Here is a 22,141-nt window from a genome sequence, read left to right on the forward strand (position 1 = left end):
GGCCTATGGCTGAGAACGGCGGCGACTCCACCCCCTTCGTCGAGCTGAGCCGGGCCGACTGGGCGGAACTGGCGCAGAACACGCGCCTCCCGCTGCTGGAGACGGAGATCGTCCAGCTCCGCGGGCTCGGTGATCCGCTCGACATGCGCGAGGTGGAAGAGGTCTACCTCCCGCTCAGCAGACTCCTGAACCTCTACGTCGGCGGCGCGCGGCAGCTGCACCGCGTCACCAGCGATTTCCTGGGCGAGCGCGCTGCACGGACGCCGTTCGTGATCGGAGTGGCGGGTTCGGTCGCGGTCGGCAAGTCGACCATCGCGCGCCTGCTGCGCGAGCTTCTCTCCCGGTGGGACGACACCCCTCGCGTCGAGCTGGTGACCACGGACGGGTTCCTGCATCCCAACTCCGAGCTGGAGCGCCTTGGCCTGATGGAGCGCAAGGGCTTCCCCGAGTCGTATGACCGCAAGGCGCTGCTGCGGTTCGTGACCGCCGTGAAGAGCGGCGCGCAGGAGGTGCGGGCGCCTTTCTACTCGCACCTCAGCTACGACATCGTGCCGGACGCGGAGATCGTCGTGCGCCGTCCCGACGTGCTCATCGTCGAGGGTCTGAACGTGCTGCAGCCGGCGGGCGGCGGCAATCGGCTCGCGGTGAGCGACCTGTTCGACTTCAGTGTGTACGTGGATGCGCGAACCCGGGACATCGCGCGCTGGTACGAGGAGCGGTTCCTGAAGCTGCAGCGCGGAGCCTTCGCCAACCCGAAGTCGTACTTCCACCGGTACTCCGAGCTCACCGAGGAGCAGGCTCGCGCGCGCGCCGCCGCCATCTGGTCCCGGATCAACGAGCCGAACCTGTTGCAGAACATCCGCCCGACCCGGTCGCGGGCGAAACTGGTGCTGCGCAAGGACGACAACCACTCCGTCAGCTCGGTGCTTCTCCGCAAGCTCTAGGGTCTTTAAACCCGACGCTCAGATGCGGTGGGCAGCTGCGCTCTGGCATTGCATGCGATTGACGCGTAGGCATGAGGCATGTCGACTCCGCGCTCCCGTGCCGCCGAACTTTTCGGCCAGCGCGTCCGGGAGGCGCGCATCGCCCTCGGCATGAGCCAGGAGGACATCGCCAACCTGGCGGACATGCACGTCACCAACTACGGACGGGTCGAGCGCGGCGAGGCGAACTCCGAGCTGCACACGATCGTCCGGCTGGCCACCGCGCTCAATGTTGACCCGGCCGACCTGCTGCGCGGCCTCTACGGCAGCGAGATGCTGCCCGACCGCTCACGCGCCTACTCGGTGGCCGACTTCATCGCTGCCCGGCGGGCGCACGAGACCTCCTGACGGGCACTGCCTGGCGCGAACGGCCGCCGGAGCGCTAAGCGCTCAGAGCGCCAGGCGCTCCCGCACGACGTCGGCCAGCTCGTTGGCGAGACGCTCGGCCGTGATGTGGTCAGCCGCCTCCACCATCACGCGCACCAGCGGTTCGGTGCCGGACGGGCGCAGCAGCACGCGGCCGGTGTCCCCGAGTGCGCTCTCCGCCGTCCGTACCGCGGTCAGCAGCTGCTCGTCGGAGCGGACGCCGAGGTGGTTGACGTTCTTCACGTTGATCATGACCTGCGGGTAGACGGTCATCACCGTCGCCAGCTCGGCCAGCGTACGGCCCCGGCGCGCCATTTCGCTGAGCAGGTGGAGCCCGGTCAGGATGCCGTCACCCGTCGTCGCGAAGTCGCTCATGATGACGTGGCCGGACTGCTCGCCGCCGAGCGAGAACCGGTGCTCGTTCATCTCTTCCAGCACGTAGCGGTCGCCGACCGCGGTCTCCACGACACGGATGCCGCGGTCGCGCATGGCGAGCTTGAGCCCGAGGTTGCTCATGACGGTCGCGACGAGGGTGTCGTCGCGCAGTTTGCCGCGCTCCTTCATGCCGACCGCGAGGATCGCCATGATCTGGTCGCCGTCGACGATGTTGCCCTCGGCGTCGACGGCGAGGCAGCGGTCCGCGTCGCCGTCGTGCGCGATGCCGACGTCGGCGCCGGCTGCGAGCACCGCCTTCGCGAGACTGTCGAGGTGCGTGGAACCGACACCATCGTTGATGTTCATGCCGTCGGGCGCATCGCCGATGACGGTCACCCGGGCGCCGGCGTCGGTGAAGACCTCCGGCGAGATACCTGCCGCGGCGCCGTGTGCACAGTCCAGCACGACGTGGATGCCGTCGAGCCGTTGCGGGAGGCTGGCCAGCAGGTGGAGGACGTAGCGGTCCTCAGCGTCCGCGAAGCGGCGGATGCGCCCGACATCCGCCCCGGTCGGGGTCAGCTTGTCGAGGTCGAGGTGCTGCTCGATGCGATCCTCGACCACATCCGGGAGCTTGGTGCCGCCACGGGCGAAGATCTTGATCCCGTTGTCCGGCGCCGGGTTGTGCGAGGCCGAGACCATCACACCGAAGTCGGCGTCGAAGTCGGCGATCAGGAAGGCCGCGGCGGGGGTGGGGATGACTCCCGCGTCGTACACGTCGACTCCCGAGCTCGCGAGCCCGGCCGCGACGGCGGCGGAGAGGAACTCCCCCGAGACGCGAGGGTCACGGGCGACGATGGCCGTCGGGCGCTTGCCGGCGGCGCGCCGCGCCTCGGCGCTTCGGCCTTGCGTCAGTACAGCAGCAGCTGACTGCGCAAGGCCGAGCGCCAGATCGGCGGTGAGAGGCCCGTTCGCGAGACCGCGAACGCCGTCGGTTCCGAAAAGACGTGGCATGGACCGAAGCCTAAACGCTCGTGAGCGTTAGCGCTTGGAGAACTGCGACGCCTTGCGGGCCTTCTTGAGACCGGCCTTCTTGCGCTCGGTGACGCGAGCGTCACGGGTCAGGAAGCCCGCCTTCTTGAGGGTCGCGCGGTTGTTCTCGCGGTCGATCTCGTTGAGAGCGCGCGCGATGGCGAGGCGCAGCGCGCCGGCCTGGCCGGAGGGGCCGCCGCCGGTGATCTTGCCGATCACGTCGTAGGCGCCGAGCAGGTCGAGCACCTTGAACGGGTCGTTGATGAGCTGCTGGTGCAGCTTGTTCGGGAAGTAGTCGGCGAACTCACGGCCGTTGACCGTGATGCTGCCGGAACCCGGGACCAGGCGCACGCGCGCGATGGCCTCCTTGCGGCGGCCGACGGCCGCGCCGGGAACGGAGAGGACGGCGCGCGGGGCGGCGGCCGGGGCCTCGGAGGCGGGGGTCTCGGTCGAGTAGGACTCGACGTTGTCGGCCTGGGCCGACTCGATGCTGTCTGCGATCTTCGCCACGGTGGTGATAATCCTTTGTCTCTAAGTCGTGAAAGTCGTGGGCCGCGGTTACTGGGCGACCTGGCCGAGCGTGTACGGCTTCGGCTGCTGAGCGGCGTGCGGGTGCTCGCTTCCGGTGTAGACCTTCAGCTTGCGGAGCTGGGCGCGACCGATGGAGTTCTTCGGGAGCATGCCGCGGACGGCCTTCTCGACGGCGCGGACCGGGTTCTTCTCGAGAAGCTCGGAGTATGTGGTGGCCTTGAGGCCGCCCGGGTAACCCGAGTGGCGGTAGGCCTTCTTCTGCAGAAGCTTCTGACCGGTCAGGGCGACCTTCTCGGCATTGATGATGATGACGAAGTCACCACTGTCCATGTGGGGAGCGAAGGTCGGCTTGTGCTTGCCGCGCAGGAGAGCGGCGGTGTGGCTGGCAAGACGGCCGAGCACGACATCGGTCGCGTCGATGACGACCCAGTCGCGCTGGATCTCGTCTGCCTTCGGGGAATACGTGCGCGTCACAGTAGTGGCTGCTTTCTGTCTCGAACGGAGGTGTTCGTGAATCCCGCTCCGTGGGGGTTCGCCTCCCTCAGGAAGGGAACCGGGCCGGTGGAGGGCTCACGTTCGCATGCCGCACCGCAGTAGGCGCGGACACCAAGGATCAACTCTACGGGAGAGCGGCATCCCCGGTCAAACCAGCTACAGTTCGCGCAGCGCCCGCGTGCGCTCGGCACGCAGCGCGAGCTCGGCCCCTTCCGGGTACCCGACCTCCAGCAGGGTGAGGCCGCGGGCGGGCATCACCGTGAACGCACTGGTGCGTCGCCGCTCGTCGCGCAGCGCCACCAGGTCCCCCGCGCTGAGCTTGCCCTCGCCCACCTCGACGCACGCACCGACCAGTGCGCGGACCATGCTGTGGCAGAACGCGTCCGCGATGAGGCCGGCGACGAGCACGCCGTCGGGATCACGGTGCCAGGCGAACGCCTGCAACGTACGGATGGTCGTCGCGCCCTCACGCGCTTTGCAGTAGCTGGCGAAGTCGTGCAGCCCGAGCAGGCCGTGCGCTCCCATGTCCATCGCGGTGACGTCGAGGTCCGACGACACCCACGCCGTTCGGTGCCGCTGCAACGGGTCGCGGAGCGCCGCGCGATCGGCGACGCGGTACTCGTAGCGCCGCCACAGTGCGGAGAAGCGCGCATCGAAGCCCTCTGGCGCGACGGACGCGGCCAGCACCACCACGTCGGAGACCGGGCCCAGGATGCCGTTCAGCCGACGCTGCAGCGCCTCCTCCGCCGTGAGCGGGGGACGCTTGCCGTGCGGCTTCCGGAGCAGCGCCTCCTGAGCGGCCGTCAGATCGACGTGCGCGACCTGGCCCGTCGCGTGTACGCCGGCGTCGGTGCGGCCCGCGACCGTCAGGAGGGGCGGAATGCCCGCCCGCCGGAAGATCGTCGCCAGCGCATCCTCGAGCGTCCCCTGCACGGTACGCAAGCCCGGCTGACGTCCCCAGCCGTTGAAGTCGGTGCCCTGGTAGGCGACGTCGAGGCGGTAGCGGCGCGTCGGCCCCCGTTCGGCGAGCTGCGCAGCGTCAGTAGGCACGGACCATGCCCGTCTCGGATTGCGTGGTCACGAAGCCCATGCCGGTGTACAGCCCGAGTGCACCGGTCGGGTTGTCCGTGTCGACATCCAGGACCACCTTGTCGAGCCCGCGGGCGGCCGACGCCTCCAGCACGGCACGCAAGAGCGTCGGCGCGATCCGACGTCCGCGATACTGCCGGGTCACGGCCACGGTGGAGACGTAGGAGCTCGAGAAGCCCTGTCCCGGCCAGTCCTCCTCGCTGACATCGGTGAGCAGCACGCCCGCCACGTCGTCGTCGACCAGCGCGACGAAGGACAGCGCGGCCACGAAGGTCCCAGTCGTCAGCGCGGTGAACTGCTCGTCCGACAGCGGCTGGCTGCCCCAGTGGTCACGGAAGGCGTCGTCGCGCACGGCGTGGACGACATCGGCGAGCTCCGGCCGGTACGGCTCGATCCGCACCTCCCCCGTTGGCGACACGTCGGGGATGGGCACCGCGAGATCGCGCTCCATGGTCTGGAAGTACCGCACCGCCTCGAAGCCGCCCGCCTGGAGCAGCCGTCGACGGTCCTCGGCGCGCCGGTCCGCGTAGCCGACCAGCCAACCGGGCAGCCGTTTGTCCGACGCAGCCAGCTTCTGCTCCCCGCGCGTGCGCTGCCACGCGAGCAGTTCGCGGCCGATGCCCCTCCCCCGAGCGTCCGGATGCACTCCGCCGTTCATGAACTCGCGGACGAGGGTCTCCTGTCGCGGCGGCTCCAGGACGATCCCGGCCGCCACCACCCGACCGTCAGGCGCGACCGCGAGGAGAGTATCCGCCTGAAGGTCCACGAAGCTGTACCCGAGCTCCTCCTCGACCTCCTCGCGGGTGGTCAGGTAGTTCGGATGATCGGCGCCGTCCATGGCGCGCAGCACCGTGTGCACAGCATCCACGTCGTCGGCCCTCGCCGGCCGCCACTCGGCGACCTCCGCGTGCTGAGGACGGTACGTCGGAGGTGCGCTCACGCGGTCCCGAAGCGGCGGCAGCGAAGCATCGACGGTCGAGGTCATGCCTCTCACCTTAGAAGACCTCCGGAGACGGCGAAGGCCCCGCATCCAATGGATGCGGGGCCTTCGAAACCGGGGGAAGGGTGTTACGCCTTCTCCGCCTCGGTCTCGGCGTCGGTCTGACCGGCGGCTTCGGCGTCGCCGGTGGCGCCCTCCGCGACCTCGGCCTCAGCGGCCGCGGTCTCGGTGCTGGTCTCCTCCGCAGCCTCGGCGGTCTCCTCGGCAGTAGCCTCCTCGACGGCCGGCTCCTCGACCGGAGCGGCCTTCGCGGCGCCGGCCTTGGACGACTTGGACGACTTCACCTTCGGGGTGACGGGCTCGAGCACGAGCTCGATCTGCACCATCGACGCGTTGTCGCCCTTGCGGAAGCCGAGCTTCGTGATGCGGGTGTAGCCGCCCTCACGCTCGGCGACCAGCGGCGCGATCTCGGTGAAGAGCTCGTGAACCACGGCCTTGTCGCTGATCACCGCGAGCACGCGACGGCGCGCGGCCAGGTCGCCGCGCTTCGCGAACGTGATCAGGCGCTCAGCCACGGGACGCAGGCGCTTGGCCTTCGTCTCGGTGGTCTTGATGCTCTTGTGGGTGAACAGCGCTGCAGCCAGGTTGGCGAGCATGAGGCGCTCGTGCGCCGGGCCGCCCCCGAGGCGGGGGCCCTTGGTGGGCTTAGGCATGATCGGTTATCTCCAGTTGTGAAAAGGTCTGATGGCGAAGGTCGGGTGACGTGCCTCAGATGGTGGTGGACTCGTCCTCGTCGTACCCGCTGTAGAAGTGGGCGCCGTCGAACCCGGGAACCGAGTCCTTCAGCGACAGGCCCATCTCCGTGAGCTTGTCCTTGACCTCATCCACCGACTTCTGACCGAAGTTGCGGATGTTCATGAGCTGCGTCTCCGACAGCGAGACGAGCTCGCTGACGGTGTTGATGCCCTCGCGCTTGAGGCAGTTGTACGAACGGACCGACAGGTCGAGGTCCTCGATCGGCATCGACAGCTCGGAGCTGAGGACGGCGTCGACCGGCGCGGGGCCGATCTCGATGCCCTCGGCGGCGCTGTTGAGCTCACGGGCCAGACCGAACAGCTCGACCAGGGTGCGACCGGCCGAGGCGATGGCGTCACGCGGGCTGATCGCGGGCTTGCTCTCGACGTCGACGACGAGGCGGTCGAAGTCGGTGCGCTCGCCGGCACGGGTGGCCTCGACGCGGTAGGTGACCTTGAGCACCGGCGAGTAGATCGAGTCGATCGGGATCTGGCCCGCCTCGCTGTACTCGTTGCGGTTCTGCTGGGCCGAGACGTAGCCGCGGCCGCGCTCGATGGTCAGCTCGACCTCGAACTTCGCCTTGTCGTTGAGGGTCGCGATGACCAGCTCGGGGTTGTGGATCTCCACGCCCGCCGGAGCCGAGATGTCAGCGGCAGTGACCTGACCGGCACCCGTCTTGCGGAGGTACGCGGTGATCGGCTCGTCGTGCTCGCTCGACACGACCAGACCCTTGATGTTCAGGATGATCTCGGTGACATCCTCCTTCACGCCCGGCACAGTGCTGAACTCGTGCAGCACGCCGTCGATGCGGATGCTGGTGACGGCCGCGCCCGGGATGGAGGAGAGCAGGGTACGACGCAGGGAGTTGCCGAGGGTGTAGCCGAAGCCCGGCTCGAGCGGCTCGATGACGAACCGCGAGCGGAACTCGGAGATGTTCTCTTCGGTGAGCGTAGGACGCTGTGCAATCAGCACTATTTATTTTCCTTTCGACTGAGTGTCCGCTATATGACACTCGCGTCGCGCGTGAGGGACGACGTCGGCGAAGCCGGCGCCGTCCCTCGCTTGCGCGAAAATTTAACGGAGAGAAACTAGACGCGACGGCGCTTGGGCGGGCGGCATCCGTTGTGCGCCTGCGGGGTGACGTCGTTGATCGAGCCCACCTCGAGGCCGGCGGCCTGGAGCGAGCGGATCGCCGTCTCGCGGCCCGAACCCGGGCCCTTGACGAAGACGTCGACCTTCTTCATGCCGTGCTCCTGCGCCTGACGAGCCGCCGACTCGGCGGCGAGCTGCGCCGCGAACGGGGTCGACTTGCGGGAGCCCTTGAACCCGACGCCGCCGGACGAGGCCCAGCTGATCACCGCACCAGTGGTGTCGGTGATCGAGACGATCGTGTTGTTGAACGTGCTCTTGATGTGGGCCTGGCCCACAGCAATGTTCTTCTTTTCTTTCTTGCGCGGCTTGCGAGCGGCCGACTTGGGTGCTGCCATTTCTTCTCCTGAATCCTCAGAGCGTTGCTGGGCCGCAGGCCTTAGCGCGCCTTCTTCTTGCCGGCCACGGTGCGCTTCGGTCCCTTGCGGGTGCGCGCGTTGGTCTTGGTGCGCTGGCCGCGGACCGGAAGGCCCTTGCGGTGGCGAATACCCTCGTAGCTGCCGATCTCCACCTTGCGGCGGATGTCGGCGGCGACCTCACGGCGGAGGTCACCCTCGACCTTGAAGTTGCCCTCGATGTAGTCGCGGAGTGAGACGAGCTGGTCGTCGGTCAGATCCTTGACGCGGATGTCGCCCGAGATCTCGGTCTCGCGCAGAGTCTGCAGCGCGCGCGTGCGGCCGACTCCGTAGATGTAGGTGAGTGCGACTTCCACACGCTTTTCGCGCGGGATGTCGACGCCTGCTAGACGTGCCATGTGTTGGCTTCTCCTGTGATGAGTGGAGGTCTGCAGCGATCCCGGTGCCCCGGCCTCCTCCGAGGGTGTCCCCCGCGTCCGTTTCCGGACGCGGGATCTGGCATCGCTGTTTTCGTTATTCGGTTATGGGTGCTGCGTTCAGCCCGAGCCTTATCAGCCCGGACTCACTCAACCCTGGCGCTGCTTGTGGCGCGGGTTCTCGCAGATGACCATGACGCGGCCGTTGCGACGGATGACCTTGCACTTGTCGCAGATCCTCTTGACGGAGGGCTTGACCTTCATAAGTGTTTCTTACCTTTGTTCGCTGTCCTCGTACCTCACCCGGGGCTACCCATGGTGTGGCCGTTACTTACAGCAGACCTTTACTTGTAGCGGTAGACGATACGGCCGCGGGTCAGATCGTAGGGGCTCAGCTCCACGATCACGCGGTCCTCGGGGAGGATGCGGATGTAGTGCTGGCGCATCTTGCCTGAGATGTGGGCAAGAACCTTGTGACCGTTGGTCAACTCGACGCGGAACATCGCGTTGGGCAGGGCTTCGATCACGGATCCTTCGATCTCGATGACACCGTCTTTTTTGGCCATAGCCTCACTGTCGCTAAAAGTAGTGGTTTGCTGGTCGTGCGTTGATTGGCGAAAGGCACGTTGGAACGCGCCTAAGACACCAAGGATCAATCTTATGGGAAACGGCGCGATTCCGCGAATCCGCGTGTACTATCTGCTCCTGCTCTGAGCGAACAGCTCACGGGATGGGCGTCGGGGTCAGGCCGAAGGGTGCAAGTCCGGCCGCGCCGCCGTCCGCGGCGGTGAGCACCCAGATGCCGTCGTCGTGTACGGCGACGCTGTGCTCCCAGTGGGCGGCGGCCGATCCGTCCTCGGTGGCGACGGTCCAGCCGTCGTCCTTCACGTACGTCTCCTGGTTGCCGAGGACCACCATCGGCTCGATCGCGACGACCAGCCCGGGCCGGACCTCGGGCCCCTTTGCGCGGACGCGATAGTTGAAGACCGGCGGCTCCTCGTGCATCCGTCGGCCGATGCCGTGCCCGATGTAGTCGGTCAGGATGCCGTAGTCGCCCTGAGCGGCGATGTAGTCCTCGATCGCCTCGCCGACCTCGTTGAGGTAGCGGGCCGAGGCGAGCGTCGCGATTCCGCGCCAGAGCGACTGCTCCGTCACGTCGGCGAGTCGCTGCCGGTCGGCCACGATCCCGGGGTGCGCCGGATCGGGCAGCACGAAGGTGCGGGCCGCATCCCCGTTCCACCCCTGCAGGATGGCGCCACTGTCGACCGAGAGGATGTCACCCGGCTCCAGGATGCGCGCGCCCGGGATGCCATGCACGACCTCGTCGTTGACCGACGCGCAGATCGTGTGGTGGTATCCCGGCTCCAGCTGGAAGTTGGAGGCCCCGCCCGCCTCGACGATCGCGCGCTCGGCGAGGGCGTCGAGCTCGAGCGTCGAGACTCCCGCGGCCACTGCCGCCGCGACCGCGTCGAGCGACGCGGCGGTCGCCAGCCCAGGCGCGACCATGTCGCGCAGCTGCGCGGGCGTCTTGTAGATCGAGCGCTTCAGTTTCATCGAGGGGCGTGCGCCACTCACGCCACGGAGCCGCCGGCGGGCGCGCCCGCCACCGGGTGGATGCCGCGTTCGGCGAGAGCTGCAGCGATGCGTTCGGCGACCTCGTCCATCCCGCCCAGTCCGTCGACCGGAACGAGGAGCCCGCGGTCGCGGTACACCTCGATGAGCGGTGACGTCTCGCGGAGGTAGACCTCCTGGCGGTGCCGGATGGCCTCCTCCGAGTCGTCCGCTCGTCCCTGCTCCAGCGCGCGCTTGGAGAGTCGCTCGACGATCTCGTCCTGGTCGGCCGTGAGCTGGATCACCGCGCGCAGCTTCTCTCCGTCTGTGGCCAGCAACCGGTCAAGATAGTCGACCTGCGCCAGAGTCCGCGGGTAGCCGTCGAGCAGGAAGCCGTCTGCGGCGTCTTCCTCACGCAGCCGGTCGGCCACGAGCTTGTTCGTGAGACTGTCCGGGACGTAGTCGCCCGCGTCCACGATCGCCTTGACCTGCTTACCGAGCTCGGTCTCGTTCTTGATGTTGGCCCGGAAGATGTCACCCGTGGAGATGTCGGGGATCCCGTACGTGCTCGTGATGCGGGCGGCCTGCGTGCCCTTGCCCGCGCCGGGGGGACCGACGATCAGCATCCGGGTCAACGCAGCAGCCCTTCGTAGTGCCGCTGCTGGAGCTGGGAGTCGATCTGCTTGACCGTCTCCAACCCGACACCGACGATGATCAGGATCGACGTACCGCCGAACATGAAGTTCTGACTCGCCCCGATCACTGCGAAGGCGATCAACGGGATCAGCGCGATGAAGCCGAGATAGAACGAGCCGGGCAGTGTCACGCGGGTGAGCACATAGTCGAGGTACTCGGCCGTCGGGCGGCCCGCGCGGATGCCGGGGATGAAGCCGCCGTACTTCTTCATGTTGTCCGCGACCTCCTCCGGGTTGAAGGTGATGGCCACGTAGAAGTACGTGAAGCCCACGATCAGGAGGAAGTACAGCAGCATGTAGAGCGGGTGATCGCCCTTGGTCAGGTAGTTCGTGATCCAGGTCACCCACGGCGCCGGGGCCTTGCCCGCGGCCGGCTGGTTGAACTGGGCGATCAGGGCGGGCAGGTACAGCAGCGAGGAGGCGAAGATGACGGGCACGACGCCGGCCATGTTCACCTTGATCGGGATGTAGGTGTTGTTGCCGCCGTAGGTCCGGCGGCCCACCATTCGTTTCGCGTACTGCACAGGGATGCGTCGCTGCGACTGCTCGACGAAGACCACACCCATGACGATGAGCAACCCGATCGCGATCACGACCAGCAGGATCTCGATGCCCTGCGACTGGCCGACCGCCCAGAGGGAGGTCGGGAACTGCGCGGCGATCGAGGTGAAGATGAGGAGCGACATGCCGTTGCCGATGCCGCGCTCGGTCACGAGCTCGCCCATCCACATGATGAGGCCGGTGCCGGCGGTCATCGTGATGACCATGAGCATGATCGCGTACCAGGAGTCGTCCGTGATGAGCTGCGTGCACTGTGAGACGGCGGTGGTGCCGAACAGAGCGCCGCTGCGTGCGACGGTGATCAGGGTCGTCGACTGGAGCACGCCCAGCGCGATGGTGAGGTAGCGCGTGTACTGCGTGAGCTTGGCCTGACCGGCCTGGCCCTCCTTGTAGAGGGTCTCGAAGCGCGGGATGACCACGCGCAGCAGCTGCACGATGATCGACGCGGTGATGTAGGGCATGATGCCCAGCGCGAAGATCGACAGTTTCAGCAGGGCTCCGCCGGAGAACAGGTTCACCAGCGAGTAGAGGCCGGACGTGTCCTGGTTGGCGTTCAGACAGGTCTGAACGTTTCCGAAGTCGACGAACGGCGCAGGGATGAAGGATCCCAGCCGGAACAGGGCGATGATGCCCAGCGTGAAGAAGATCTTCCGACGAAGATCCGGGGTGCGGAAGATCCGCGCAACGGCGCTAAACAAACGTGCGTCCTGCTTTCCTAAGAGTCAGTCGGGGGGGCGGGCGCCCCCCCCCCCCCCCGACTGTGCTGCTCGGCGGGTGACTACTTTACAGAGCCACCAGCGGCGACGATCTTCTGCTCAGCAGAGCCGGAGACCTTGTCGACCGCAACGTTCAGCTTAACCGCAATGTCCCCGTTGCCGAGAACCTTGACCTTCTCGTTCTTGCGAACGGCCCCCTTGAGCACGAGGTCGGCGACGGTGACGTCACCGCCGGACGGGTACAGCTCGGCGAGCTTCTCCAGGTTCACGACCTGGTACTCGACCCGGAACGGGTTCTTGAAGCCGCGCAGCTTCGGCGCACGCATGTGCAGCGGAAGCTGGCCGCCCTGGAAGCCCGGACGGACCTGGTAGCGCGCCTTGGTTCCCTTGGTACCGCGACCGGCCGTCTTACCCTTCGAACCTTCACCGCGTCCGACGCGGGTCCTGTCCTTCTTGGCGCCGGCGGCGGGGCGGAGGTGGTGCACCTTCAGGACCTGCTCGCGGGGCTCCGCGACATCCTTCTTGGCGGAGGACTTAGGCGACTTAGCGGCCACGGTGTCATCCTTGGTGGAGGCGGCGGCCTTGTCGGCAGCGGCCGAAGCCGTCGCCTTCTTGGCCGGAGCCTTCTTCGCGGTGCTGCTCTTCTCGGCGGCCGGCTTGTCGGCGGCAGCCTTCGTGCTCGCGGCCTTGGTCGCGGGCTTCTTCGTGGCCGGCTTCTCGGCGGCCTCGGTGGTGGCCTTCTCGTCAGCCATTAGTCGATCTCCTCAACCTTCACCAGGTGAGCGACGGTGTTGACGTACCCGCGGTTCTGCGGGTTGTCCTCGCGGACGACGACGTCACCGATGCGCTTCAGGCCCAGACTGCGCAGGGTGTCGCGCTGGTTCTGCTTCTCGCTCACTTTGGACTTGATCTGCGTAACCTTCAGACGCGCAGCCATCAGGCACCTGCCTTCGCGGTCGCGGCGGCCTCGGCCGCCTCAGCCTCGGCACGCAGCAGGCGAGCCGGAGCCACCTGGTCGTAGTCGAGGCCACGACGGGCAGCGACAGCGCGCGGCTCCTCGAGCTGCTTCAGCGCCTCGACGGTCGCGTGCACGATGTTGATGGTGTTGGACGAACCGAGCGACTTGCTCAGGACGTCGTGGATGCCGGCGCACTCGAGCACGGCGCGAACCGGGCCACCGGCGATAACACCGGTACCGGCAGCGGCCGGACGCAGGAGGACGACACCGGCGGCGGCTTCACCCTGCACCGGGTGCGGGATGGTGTTGCCGACGCGCGGGACGCGGAAGAAGTTCTTCTTCGCTTCCTCGACGCCCTTCGAGATCGCCAGCGGCACCTCGCGGGCCTTGCCGTAGCCGACGCCCACCAGACCGTTGCCGTCGCCGACGACCACGAGAGCGGTGAAGCTGAAGCGACGACCACCCTTCACGACCTTGGAGACGCGGTTGATGGTGACGACGCGCTCCAGGAACTGGCTCTTGTCGGCGTCACGGCCACCGCGGTCACCGCGGGTTTGGTTGCGCTCACGCCCGCCACGGCGGGGCTCGCGGTCACCACGGCTGGTGGTGTTGTTATCGGTGGACGCAGCGGTCTCGACCGGCTGCGCGGTGTCCGTTACCGGTTCGGCCACGGTCTGCTCCTTGTTGTTCTCGTCGCTCACAGGTTCAGTCCACCCTCTCGAGCGCCTTCGGCGACAGCGGCGACACGACCGGCGTACTTGCTGCCTCCGCGGTCGAAGACGACCGCGTCGACGCCGGCGCTCTTCGCGCGCTCGGCCACGAGCTCGCCGACCTTGCGGGCCTTGGCGGTCTTGTCACCCTCGAAGGTGCGGAGGTCCGACTCCATGGTCGATGCCGAGGCCAGCGTGCGGCCCTGCGCGTCGTCCACGATCTGCACGAAGACGTGACGTGCCGAGCGCGTAACGACCAGGCGCGGACGGACCGCGGTGCCCTCGATCTTCTTGCGAAGGCGGGTGTGACGGCGGCCGCGAGCGGCAGCCTTGCTCTTTCCTCTGGTACCCAGAGCCATGATTACTTACCAGCCTTTCCGGCCTTGCGACGAACGACCTCGCCGGCGTAACGCACACCCTTGCCCTTGTACGGCTCGGGCTTGCGGATCTTGCGGATGTTCGCGGCGACCTCGCCGACGGCCTGCTTGTCGATCCCGGCCACGGTGATGCGGTTGTTGCCCTCGACCGTGAACGTGATGCCCGTCGGCGGCTCGACGGTCACCGGGTGCGAGAAGCCGAGCGCGAACTCGACGGCCGCACCCTTCTGCACGACGCGGTAACCGGTACCGACGATCTCCAGGCCCTTGGTGTAGCCCTCGGTGACGCCGATGATCTGGTTGCTGATGAGGGTGCGGGTGAGGCCGTGCAGCGAACGCGAAGCGCGCTCGTCGTCCGGACGGGTCACGAGGACCTGGTTCTCCTCGAGCTTGACCTCGATCGGGTTCGCGACGGTGAGGCTGAGCTCACCCTTCGGACCCTTGACGGTGACGGCCTGGCCGTCGATCTTCACATCGACCCCGGTCGGGATGTCGATGGGCAGTCTTCCAATACGCGACATGGCGGATTACCACACGTAGGCGAGGACTTCCCCACCCACGCCCTTCTTCTCAGCCTGACGGTCCGTGAGCAGACCGGAGGAAGTGGACAGGATGGCGACGCCGAGCCCGCCGAGCACCTTGGGGAGCTCCGTGGACTTCGCGTAGACACGAAGGCCGGGCTTGGAGACGCGCTTGATACCGGCGATGGAACGCTCGCGGTTCGGTCCGAACTTGAGGTTCAGGGTCAGCGTCTTGCCGACGCGGGCGTCGGCGACGTCCCATCCGGCGATGTAGCCCTCTTTGGTGAGGATCTCCGCGATGTGGGACTTGAGCTTCGAGTGCGGCATCGAGACGGTGTCGTGGTGAGCCGAGTTCGCGTTGCGCAGTCTGGTCAGCATGTCTGCGACCGGATCTGTCATGGTCATGGGGATTTTCCTTACTGACACCAGGTTTCGTTCAGCCGGACACGGCTGACGACCTGTGGTGGAAGCGGGCCGGCCAAGGCGGCCGGCCCGCAGGTGGACCTAGTTGGCCGCGTCGGTGGAACGGAAGGGGAACCCGAGCTGCTTGAGCAACGCGCGGCCCTCGTCGTCGTTCTTTGCAGTGGTCACCACAGTGATGTCCATGCCGCGGACGCGGTCGATGCGGTCCTGGTTGATCTCGTGGAACATCGACTGCTCCGTGAGACCGAACGTGTAGTTGCCGTTGCCGTCGAACTGCTTGTCCGAGAGGCCGCGGAAGTCGCGGATACGGGGAAGCGCGAGCGAGAGCAGGCGGTCGAGGAACTCCCACATCCGGTCGCCGCGCAGCGTGACGTGCGCACCGATCGGCTGGCCCTCGCGCAGCTTGAACTGCGCGATGGACTTGCGAGCCTTCGTGACCTGCGGCTTCTGGCCGGTGATCAGGGTGAGGTCGTTGACCGCACCATCGATCACCTTGCCGTCACGAGCCGCCTCGCCGACACCCATGTTGACGACGATCTTCACCAGACCGGGCACCTGGTGCACGTTGGTGAAACCGAAGTCGCTCTGGATCTGCTGGGAGATCTCGTTCTTGTACTTCTGCTTGAGGCGGGGCTGGATTTTGCCAGACTCCACTGCAGTGTCGGTCATTACAGGTCCTTACCAGACTTCTTGGCGTAGCGAACGCGGACCGTCTTGGTGACGCCGTCCTTCGTAACGCTCTCTTCGCGGAAACCGACGCGAGTCGGCTTCTTGGTCTCGGGGTCGACCAGCGCCACGTTCGAGACGTGGATCGACGCCTCGTGGGTCTCGATGCCGCCGGTCTTCGTGCCACGCTGCGTCTGGCCGACGCGCACGTGCTTGGTCACGAAGTTGACGCCCTCGACGATGACGCGGTTCTGCTCGACGAGAACCTCGATGACGCGACCCTGCTTGCCACGGTCACCACCGCGGGCCTGCGAGCGGCCCGAGATGACCTGGACCAGGTCGCCCTTCTTGATGTTCGCCATGGCTTACAGCACCTCCGGTGCGAGCGAGATGATCTTCATGAACTTCTTGTCGCGGAGCTCGCGGCCGACCGGTCCGAAGATGCGGGTGCCGCGGGGGTCACCGTCGTTCTTCAGGATGACCGCAGCGTTCTCGTCGAACTTGATGTAGGAACCGTCCGGACGGCGGGTGTTCTTGCGAACACGCACGACGACCGCCTTGACGACGTCGCCCTTCTTGACGTTTCCACCGGGGATCGCGTCCTTGACCGTGGCGACGATGACGTCACCCAGGCCGGCGTAGCGACGGCTGGAGCCACCGAGAACGCGGATCGCCAGGAGCTCCTTGGCGCCGGTGTTGTCGGCGACCTTGAGTCGGGATTCCTGCTGAATCACTTGGCCTTCTCCAGAATCTCAACCAGGCGCCAGCGCTTGCTGGCGCTGAGCGGACGGGTCTCGCTGATGAGAACGAGGTCGCCGATGCCGGCAGCGTTGTTCTCGTCGTGCGCCTTCACCTTGGAGGTGCGGCGGAGGACCTTGCCGTACAGGGGGTGCTTCACGCGGTCTTCGACCTCGACGACGATGGTCTTGTCCATCTTGTCGCTGGTGACGTAGCCGCGGCGGGCCTTGCGGTACCCGCGGACGATGGCCTCGTCGGCCGTCGACTCCGCGGCCGCGGCCTTGGTGGTCTCAGCCATTACTTGGCCTCCTCATCTGTGGTGTCGACCTCTGCGGTCTCGGCGGCCGGGGCCGCCTTCTTCGCGCGGGTCTTCTTCTCCTTGGCGGGCGTGGCCTCGGCCGGAGCCGGAGTCGCCCGGATCCCGAGCTCGCGCTCACGGATCACGGTGTAGATGCGAGCGATGTCACGCTTCACGGCGCGCAGGCGGCCGTGGCTCTCGAGCTGGCCGGTCGCCGACTGGAAGCGCAGATTGAACAGCTCTTCCTTGGCCTTCTTCAGCTCGTCGACGAGACGCTCGTCTTCGAAAGTGTCGAGCTCGCTCGAGGCAAGCTCCTTGGAACCGATCGCCATTATGCGTCGCCCTCCTCGCGCTTGATGATGCGTGCCTTGAGGGGCAGCTTGTGGATTGCACGGGTCATAGCCTCACGAGCGAGTTCCTCGGAGACACCGGAGACCTCGAAGAGGACCCGGCCCGGCTTGACGTTCGCGACCCACCACTCCGGCGAACCCTTACCGGAACCCATGCGGGTTTCGGCCGGCTTCTTCGTGAGCGGACGGTCGGGGTAGATGTTGATCCACACCTTGCCGCCACGCTTGATGTGACGCGTCATGGCGATACGAGCGGACTCGATCTGACGGTTGGTCACATAAGCGGGGGTCAAGGCCTGGATGCCGAACTCACCGAAGGAGACCTTCGTGCCACCGGTCGCCTGGCCGGTACGGCCAGGGTGGTGCTGCTTGCGGTGCTTGACTCTGCGTGGGATCAACATGGTTATGCCTCAACTCCTGCTGCGGCCGGCGCGCTCGAGGTTTCGGGAGCGTTGCCCCGGCCACCGCGACGCGGACGGTCGCGGTCGCGGTCGTTGCGCTCACGCGACGGCTTCTGGTTGGCCTGCTCGCGAGCAAGCTCCTTGTTCGTGATGTCGCCCTTGTAGATCCACACCTTCACACCGATGCGACCGAAGGTGGTCTTGGCCTCGTAGAAGCCGTAGTCGATGTTGGCGCGGAGCGTGTGCAGCGGCACACGACCCTCGCGGTAGAACTCCGAGCGGCTCATCTCGGCGCCGCCGAGACGGCCCGACACCTGGATGCGGACACCCTTGGCGCCGGCGCGCTGAGCGCCCTGCAGGCCCTTGCGCATCGCGCGGCGGAACGCCACACGGGCAGCGAGCTGCTCGGCGATGCCCTGCGCGACGAGCTGAGCGTCGGCCTCGGGGTTCTTGACCTCGAGGATGTTCAGCTGGATCTGCTTGCCCGAGAGCTTCTCGAGGTCGGAGCGGATGCGCTCGGCCTCGGCGCCACGACGACCGATCACGATGCCCGGACGGGCGGTGTGGATGTCGACGCGGACGCGGTCACGGGTGCGCTCGATCTCGATGCGGGACACGCCCGCACGGTCGAGCGACGTCTTCAGCAGGGTGCGGATCTTGACGTCCTCAGCGAGGTAGTCGCTGTACCGCTGGCCCGGCTTGGTGCTGTCCGAGAACCAACGCGACACGTGGTCGGTGGTGATGCCCAGACGGAAGCCGTACGGGTTGACTTTCTGGCCCATTACTTGCTCGCCTTCTTTGCTGCCTTGGCGTCCTGGACCTCATCCGGCGTCGCGAGGACGATCGTGATGTGGCTGGTGCGCTTGTTGATGCGGAAGGCCCGGCCCTGCGCACGCGGCTGGAACCGCTTCAGGGTGGTCCCCTCATCCACGAAGGCACTGCTCACGTACAGGTCCTGCTCGTCCAGGTAGGTGTTGCTCTTGTCGGCCTTGACCCGTGCGTTGGCGATAGCCGAAGCGACGAGCTTGTAGACCGGCTCGCTTGCACTCTGCGGGGCGAACTTCAGGATGGCCAGGGCCTCCTGGGCCTGCTTGCCGCGGATCAGATTGACGACGCGGCGGGCCTTCATGGGGGTAACGCGGATGTGTCGCACGCGGGCGATCGACTCCACCATTTCTCTCCTCCTTACGCCACCGCGGTCAGCGGCGGCGACCCTTCTTGTCGTCCTTCACGTGTCCACGGAAGGTGCGGGTCGGCGCGAACTCGCCGAGCTTGTGGCCGACCATGGTCTCGGTGACGAACACCGGGATGTGCTTGCGACCGTCGTGCACCGCGATGGTGTGACCCAGCATGTCCGGGACGATCATCGAGCGGCGCGACCAGGTCTTGATCACGTTCTTGCTGTTGGCCTCGTTCGCGGCGACCACCTTGCGAAACAGGTGCTCGTCGACGAAGGGGCCCTTCTTGAGACTGCGTGGCATCTTCTCGAACTCCTACTTGCGCTTCTTGCCGGCGTTACGGCGGCGGACGATGAGCTTGTCGCTTTCCTTGTTGGGGTGGCGCGTACGGCCTTCTTTCTGACCCCACGGGCTGACCGGGTGGCGACCACCGGAGGTCTTGCCCTCACCACCACCGTGCGGGTGGTCGATCGGGTTCATCGCGACACCACGGACGGTCGGGCGGACGCCCTTCCAGCGCATGCGGCCGGCCTTGCCCCAGTTGATGTTCGACTGCTCGGCGTTGCCGACCTCGCCGATCGTCGCGCGGCAGCGCGCGTCGACGTTGCGGACCTCGCCGGAGGGGAGGCGCAGCTGGGCGTAGGGGCCGTCCTTCGCGACGAGTCGGACGGACGAACCGGCCGAACGGGCGATCTTCGCGCCACCGCCCGGCTTCAGCTCGATCGCGTGCACGACGGTACCGGTCGGGATGTTGCGCAGCGGCAGGTTGTTGCCCGGCTTGATGTCCGAACCAGCGCCCGACTCGACGACGTCGCCCTGCTTGAGGCCGGCCGGCGCCAGGATGTAGCGCTTGGTGCCGTCGACGAAGTGCAGGAGCGCGATGCGCGCGGTGCGGTTGGGGTCGTACTCGATGTGAGCGACCTTGGCGTTCACGCCGTCCTTGTCATTGCGACGGAAGTCGATGACGCGGTACTGGCGCTTGTGGCCACCACCGATGTGACGGGTCGTGATGCGGCCCTGGTTGTTGCGGCCACCGGTCTTCGACAGCGGACGGAGAAGGGACTTCTCCGGCGTCGAGCGCGTGATCTCGGCGAAGTCGGCGACCGAGGAACCGCGACGACCGGGGGTCGTGGGCTTGTAGTTACGAATTGCCATGTCTGTTTTCCTCTAGTCCTTCGCTCAGCCGACGGCCGTGAAGATGTCGATGGAACCGGACTTCAGGGTGACGATGGCGCGCTTGGTGTCCTTGCGCTTGCCCTGACCGAACTTGGTCCGGCGCGTCTTGCCCTGACGGTTCAACGTGTTCACCGACGCGACCTCGACCTTGAAGATCGACTCGATCGCGAGCTTGATCTCGGTCTTGTTCGAACGCGGGTCGACCACGAAGGTGTACTTGCCCTCATCGATCAGGCCGTAGCTCTTCTCGGAGACGACCGGGGCGATGATGACGTCGCGCGGGTCCTTGTTGACTGTGGCCATTACGCGTTCACCTCTTCCTTGTTGCTCTTGCTTGCGATGAACGCCTCGAGGGCGGCCTGCGAGAAGACGATGTCGTCGCTCACGAGCACGTCGTACGCGTTCAGCTGGTCGTAGGTCAGCACGTGCACGGTCGGCACGTTACGGACGCTCTTGAAGGCCAGCGCGTCGTCGCGCTCGAGCACGATGAGGACGTGCTTCGAGGTGGCGATGCCGCTGAGCAGGTCGACGACGGCCTTGGTCGAGGGCGCGTCGCCCGCGGTGAACGTCTGGACGGCGTGCAGGCGGCTTCCACGTGCGCGATCCGAGAGCGCGCCGAGCAGAGCAGCGGCGATCATCTTCTTCGGGGTGCGCTGCGCGTAGCTGCGCGGCGTCGGGCCGTGGACGATGCCACCACCGGTCATCTGAGGAGCGCGGATCGAGCCCTGACGAGCGCGGCCGGTGCCCTTCTGCTTGAACGGCTTGCGGCCGGCGCCGGAGACCTCGCCACGGTTCTTCGTCTTGTGCGTGCCCTGGCGCGCTGCGGCGAGCTGGGCGGTGACGACCTGGTGGATCAGCGGGATGTTGGTCTGAACGTCGAACAGGGCCTCGGGAAGCTCGACAGAGCCGGCCTTCTTGCCCTTGAGGTCGACGACGTCAATCGAGGTAGCCATGAACCTAGGCCCCCTTCACTGCGTTGCGGACGAAAACGATGCGGCCACGAGCGCCGGGAACGGCTCCCTTGACCAGCAGCAGGCCCTTCTCGGCGTCGACGGCCTGGACCTTGAGGTTCAGGACGGTGACGCGCTCGCCACCCATACGACCGGCCATGCGCATGCCCTTGAAGACACGGCTCGGGGTCGAGGAGGCGCCGATGGAACCCGGCTTGCGGTGGTTGCGGTGCGCACCGTGCGAGGCGGAGACACCCTGGAAGTTGTGGCGCTTCATCACACCGGCGAAGCCCTTACCCTTCGAGGTGCCGACGACGTCGACCAGCTGGCCGGCCTCGAACGTGCCCTCGACGGTGAGCTCCTGGCCGGCCGCGTACTCGGCGGCGTCGGCGGTGCGGACCTCGGTGAGGTGACGGCGCGGCGTGACGCCCGCCTTGTCGAAGTGACCGGCGGACGGCTTGCTGACCTTGCGGGGGTCGATCTGGCCGTAGGCGATCTGGACGGCGTTGTAGCCGTCGGCCTCGGGGGTGCGGACCTGGGTCACGACGTTCGGCGTGATCTCGATGACGGTCACGGGGATGAGCTTGTTGTTCTCGTCCCAGACCTGGGTCATGCCGAGCTTCTTGCCGAGGAGGCCGCGCGAAGTCTTGGTCTCGATGTTGGACATGGTGGCACTCCCCCTTAGAGCTTGATCTCGATGTTGACGTCGGCGGGCAGGTCGAGACGCATGAGCGAGTCGACGGCCTTCGGCGTCGGGTCGATGATGTCGATCAGCCGCTTGTGCGTGCGCATCTCGAAGTGCTCACGGCTGTCCTTGTACTTGTGGGGCGAACGGATGACGACCACCACGTTCTTCTCGGTGGGAAGCGGCACCGGGCCGACGACGGTTGCGCCTGCACGGGTCACCGTGTCGACGATCTTGCGCGCCGAGGTGTCGATGACCTCGTGGTCATACGACTTAAGCCGGATGCGGATCTTCTGTCCCGCCATGTCTGACTCTCTCTCTGGTTATGGCGTCGTACGAGACGGCTCTTTCGAGTCGTTCTTCGCATTGGACGCGGTGCGACGTACGCGTGGGGAACGCCACTATTCTTCTGTCAACTCCACCGAGCTACTCGTGAAGGCCAAGGGCCTTCAGAGGCACAGGGATATCCCCAGGCCTCTGAGGTTGTCGGATTGAGCGTGTCCTGCTGCCTGCGGCCTAACCTCGTCCGCGGATCGCTGGGCGACTCTCGCGGTGGGCTATGCACTGCCTGGCAGTGATCCGGTTCGCACGCGCACCTGCACGCACGTTCCGAAATGTTGAACTAGACAAGTTTGCCAGATCGCGGCCAATGCTGCAACCCGG

General features: G+C 66.6%; 36 protein-coding genes. 2 read left to right on the forward strand and 34 right to left on the reverse strand.

Translation table 11 applies throughout. From position 1 onward, the window contains the following. Positions 1-5: 5 nt before the first annotated feature. Both coaA and AB4079_RS06785 read left to right on the forward strand, forming a co-directional pair. Complete coding sequence (coaA, locus tag AB4079_RS06780) at positions 6-944, forward strand: type I pantothenate kinase (protein WP_441786528.1); 939 nt, start codon at positions 6-8, stop codon at positions 942-944. Positions 945-1,022: 78 nt separating this feature from the next. After that, complete coding sequence (locus AB4079_RS06785; protein ID WP_441786529.1) at positions 1,023-1,331, forward strand: helix-turn-helix domain-containing protein; 309 nt, start codon at positions 1,023-1,025, stop codon at positions 1,329-1,331. A gap of 42 nt (positions 1,332-1,373) precedes the next feature. On the opposite strand, the gene glmM is transcribed toward AB4079_RS06785, so the two are convergent. The 34 genes from glmM to rpsJ form a co-directional block, all read right to left on the reverse strand. Beyond that, complete coding sequence (gene glmM, locus AB4079_RS06790) at positions 1,374-2,735, reverse strand: phosphoglucosamine mutase (RefSeq protein WP_441786530.1); 1,362 nt, start codon at positions 2,733-2,735, stop codon at positions 1,374-1,376. A 27-nt stretch (positions 2,736-2,762) separates the two neighbouring features. Continuing rightward, on the reverse strand, positions 2,763-3,263 hold the full coding sequence (rpsI, locus tag AB4079_RS06795) for a 30S ribosomal protein S9 (protein ID WP_441786531.1): 501 nt from the start codon (positions 3,261-3,263) through the stop codon (positions 2,763-2,765). 48 nt (positions 3,264-3,311) lie between these two features. Further along, entirely contained in the window at positions 3,312-3,758 is a 447-nt protein-coding gene (gene rplM / locus AB4079_RS06800) for a 50S ribosomal protein L13 (RefSeq protein WP_441786532.1), read from the reverse strand. A gap of 177 nt (positions 3,759-3,935) precedes the next feature. Then, the gene (gene truA, locus AB4079_RS06805) at positions 3,936-4,829 is read right to left on the reverse strand and encodes a tRNA pseudouridine(38-40) synthase TruA (protein ID WP_441786533.1); all 894 of its coding nucleotides are present in this window, start codon (positions 4,827-4,829) and stop codon (positions 3,936-3,938) included. Continuing rightward, the gene (locus tag AB4079_RS06810; protein ID WP_441786534.1) at positions 4,819-5,853 is read right to left on the reverse strand and encodes a GNAT family N-acetyltransferase; all 1,035 of its coding nucleotides are present in this window, start codon (positions 5,851-5,853) and stop codon (positions 4,819-4,821) included. The genes truA and AB4079_RS06810 overlap by 11 nt, the downstream gene beginning before the upstream one ends. 83 nt (positions 5,854-5,936) lie before the next feature. Further along, a complete protein-coding gene (gene rplQ / locus AB4079_RS06815; RefSeq protein ID WP_441786535.1) occupies positions 5,937-6,521 on the reverse strand; it encodes a 50S ribosomal protein L17 in 585 nt (194 codons plus the stop codon). 55 nt (positions 6,522-6,576) lie between these two features. Further along, entirely contained in the window at positions 6,577-7,575 is a 999-nt protein-coding gene (locus AB4079_RS06820; RefSeq protein WP_441786536.1) for a DNA-directed RNA polymerase subunit alpha, read from the reverse strand. Between the two features lie 116 nt (positions 7,576-7,691). Beyond that, positions 7,692-8,090, reverse strand: a complete 399-nt coding sequence (gene rpsK / locus AB4079_RS06825; RefSeq protein ID WP_018191944.1) for a 30S ribosomal protein S11 — start codon at positions 8,088-8,090, stop codon at positions 7,692-7,694. Positions 8,091-8,131: 41 nt separating this feature from the next. Further along, a complete protein-coding gene (rpsM, locus tag AB4079_RS06830; RefSeq protein WP_374009700.1) occupies positions 8,132-8,506 on the reverse strand; it encodes a 30S ribosomal protein S13 in 375 nt (124 codons plus the stop codon). A gap of 168 nt (positions 8,507-8,674) precedes the next feature. Beyond that, entirely contained in the window at positions 8,675-8,788 is a 114-nt protein-coding gene (rpmJ, locus tag AB4079_RS06835; protein ID WP_267181943.1) for a 50S ribosomal protein L36, read from the reverse strand. Between the two features lie 80 nt (positions 8,789-8,868). Continuing rightward, positions 8,869-9,090 carry a translation initiation factor IF-1 gene (infA, locus tag AB4079_RS06840; RefSeq protein WP_011186713.1) on the reverse strand — a complete coding sequence of 74 codons (222 nt, stop codon included), beginning with the start codon at positions 9,088-9,090 and terminating at the stop codon, positions 8,869-8,871. A 157-nt stretch (positions 9,091-9,247) separates the two neighbouring features. Next, the gene (gene map, locus AB4079_RS06845; RefSeq protein WP_441786606.1) at positions 9,248-10,078 is read right to left on the reverse strand and encodes a type I methionyl aminopeptidase; all 831 of its coding nucleotides are present in this window, start codon (positions 10,076-10,078) and stop codon (positions 9,248-9,250) included. A 17-nt stretch (positions 10,079-10,095) separates the two neighbouring features. Continuing rightward, a complete protein-coding gene (locus tag AB4079_RS06850) occupies positions 10,096-10,710 on the reverse strand; it encodes an adenylate kinase (protein ID WP_441786537.1) in 615 nt (204 codons plus the stop codon). Then, positions 10,707-12,029, reverse strand: coding sequence for a preprotein translocase subunit SecY (gene secY / locus AB4079_RS06855; RefSeq protein ID WP_441786538.1), 1,323 nt, complete (start codon positions 12,027-12,029; stop codon positions 10,707-10,709). The genes AB4079_RS06850 and secY overlap by 4 nt, the downstream gene beginning before the upstream one ends. A gap of 80 nt (positions 12,030-12,109) precedes the next feature. After that, positions 12,110-12,799 carry a 50S ribosomal protein L15 gene (rplO, locus tag AB4079_RS06860; protein WP_441786539.1) on the reverse strand — a complete coding sequence of 230 codons (690 nt, stop codon included), beginning with the start codon at positions 12,797-12,799 and terminating at the stop codon, positions 12,110-12,112. Then, positions 12,799-12,984 (reverse strand): 50S ribosomal protein L30, encoded by a 186-nt coding sequence (gene rpmD, locus AB4079_RS06865; protein WP_267182178.1) that lies wholly within the window; start codon positions 12,982-12,984, stop codon positions 12,799-12,801. The genes rplO and rpmD overlap by 1 nt, the downstream gene beginning before the upstream one ends. Beyond that, entirely contained in the window at positions 12,984-13,706 is a 723-nt protein-coding gene (gene rpsE, locus AB4079_RS06870; RefSeq protein ID WP_441786540.1) for a 30S ribosomal protein S5, read from the reverse strand. Before rpsE ends, rpmD begins: the two co-directional genes overlap by 1 nt. Then, positions 13,703-14,074, reverse strand: coding sequence for a 50S ribosomal protein L18 (gene rplR, locus AB4079_RS06875; RefSeq protein WP_441786541.1), 372 nt, complete (start codon positions 14,072-14,074; stop codon positions 13,703-13,705). Before rplR ends, rpsE begins: the two co-directional genes overlap by 4 nt. 2 nt (positions 14,075-14,076) lie before the next feature. Further along, positions 14,077-14,613 carry a 50S ribosomal protein L6 gene (gene rplF, locus AB4079_RS06880; protein WP_441786542.1) on the reverse strand — a complete coding sequence of 179 codons (537 nt, stop codon included), beginning with the start codon at positions 14,611-14,613 and terminating at the stop codon, positions 14,077-14,079. 6 nt (positions 14,614-14,619) lie between these two features. Then, on the reverse strand, positions 14,620-15,018 hold the full coding sequence (gene rpsH, locus AB4079_RS06885) for a 30S ribosomal protein S8 (protein ID WP_441786543.1): 399 nt from the start codon (positions 15,016-15,018) through the stop codon (positions 14,620-14,622). A gap of 99 nt (positions 15,019-15,117) precedes the next feature. Beyond that, positions 15,118-15,705, reverse strand: coding sequence for a 50S ribosomal protein L5 (rplE, locus tag AB4079_RS06890; RefSeq protein ID WP_441786544.1), 588 nt, complete (start codon positions 15,703-15,705; stop codon positions 15,118-15,120). Then, positions 15,705-16,064 (reverse strand): 50S ribosomal protein L24, encoded by a 360-nt coding sequence (gene rplX, locus AB4079_RS06895; RefSeq protein ID WP_374009690.1) that lies wholly within the window; start codon positions 16,062-16,064, stop codon positions 15,705-15,707. Before rplX ends, rplE begins: the two co-directional genes overlap by 1 nt. A 3-nt stretch (positions 16,065-16,067) precedes the next feature. Beyond that, positions 16,068-16,436 carry a 50S ribosomal protein L14 gene (gene rplN / locus AB4079_RS06900; RefSeq protein ID WP_018191958.1) on the reverse strand — a complete coding sequence of 123 codons (369 nt, stop codon included), beginning with the start codon at positions 16,434-16,436 and terminating at the stop codon, positions 16,068-16,070. After that, positions 16,433-16,738: a 30S ribosomal protein S17 gene (gene rpsQ, locus AB4079_RS06905; RefSeq protein WP_441786545.1), complete on the reverse strand. Its 306-nt coding sequence runs from the start codon at positions 16,736-16,738 to the stop codon at positions 16,433-16,435. Before rpsQ ends, rplN begins: the two co-directional genes overlap by 4 nt. Next, a complete protein-coding gene (rpmC, locus tag AB4079_RS06910; protein ID WP_441786546.1) occupies positions 16,738-17,070 on the reverse strand; it encodes a 50S ribosomal protein L29 in 333 nt (110 codons plus the stop codon). The genes rpsQ and rpmC overlap by 1 nt, the downstream gene beginning before the upstream one ends. Further along, entirely contained in the window at positions 17,070-17,489 is a 420-nt protein-coding gene (gene rplP, locus AB4079_RS06915) for a 50S ribosomal protein L16 (RefSeq protein ID WP_426625144.1), read from the reverse strand. Before rplP ends, rpmC begins: the two co-directional genes overlap by 1 nt. A gap of 2 nt (positions 17,490-17,491) precedes the next feature. Continuing rightward, positions 17,492-18,271, reverse strand: coding sequence for a 30S ribosomal protein S3 (rpsC, locus tag AB4079_RS06920; protein WP_441786547.1), 780 nt, complete (start codon positions 18,269-18,271; stop codon positions 17,492-17,494). Beyond that, positions 18,271-18,663, reverse strand: coding sequence for a 50S ribosomal protein L22 (gene rplV / locus AB4079_RS06925; RefSeq protein ID WP_441786548.1), 393 nt, complete (start codon positions 18,661-18,663; stop codon positions 18,271-18,273). Before rplV ends, rpsC begins: the two co-directional genes overlap by 1 nt. Positions 18,664-18,688: 25 nt before the next feature. Further along, positions 18,689-18,970, reverse strand: a complete 282-nt coding sequence (gene rpsS, locus AB4079_RS06930) for a 30S ribosomal protein S19 (RefSeq protein WP_441786549.1) — start codon at positions 18,968-18,970, stop codon at positions 18,689-18,691. 12 nt (positions 18,971-18,982) lie between these two features. Then, on the reverse strand, positions 18,983-19,822 hold the full coding sequence (gene rplB, locus AB4079_RS06935; RefSeq protein WP_374009686.1) for a 50S ribosomal protein L2: 840 nt from the start codon (positions 19,820-19,822) through the stop codon (positions 18,983-18,985). 24 nt (positions 19,823-19,846) lie between these two features. Continuing rightward, positions 19,847-20,146, reverse strand: coding sequence for a 50S ribosomal protein L23 (gene rplW, locus AB4079_RS06940; RefSeq protein WP_441786550.1), 300 nt, complete (start codon positions 20,144-20,146; stop codon positions 19,847-19,849). Beyond that, positions 20,146-20,796 (reverse strand): 50S ribosomal protein L4, encoded by a 651-nt coding sequence (gene rplD / locus AB4079_RS06945; RefSeq protein WP_441786551.1) that lies wholly within the window; start codon positions 20,794-20,796, stop codon positions 20,146-20,148. Before rplD ends, rplW begins: the two co-directional genes overlap by 1 nt. Before the next feature lie 4 nt (positions 20,797-20,800). Continuing rightward, complete coding sequence (gene rplC, locus AB4079_RS06950) at positions 20,801-21,460, reverse strand: 50S ribosomal protein L3 (protein ID WP_441786552.1); 660 nt, start codon at positions 21,458-21,460, stop codon at positions 20,801-20,803. Between the two features lie 14 nt (positions 21,461-21,474). Then, the gene (gene rpsJ, locus AB4079_RS06955) at positions 21,475-21,783 is read right to left on the reverse strand and encodes a 30S ribosomal protein S10 (RefSeq protein ID WP_018191969.1); all 309 of its coding nucleotides are present in this window, start codon (positions 21,781-21,783) and stop codon (positions 21,475-21,477) included. Between the last annotated feature and the right edge of the window lie 358 nt (positions 21,784-22,141).

It is taken from the genome of Leifsonia sp. 2MCAF36 (assembly GCF_052115525.1).
Taxonomy (GTDB): domain Bacteria; phylum Actinomycetota; class Actinomycetes; order Actinomycetales; family Microbacteriaceae; genus Leifsonia.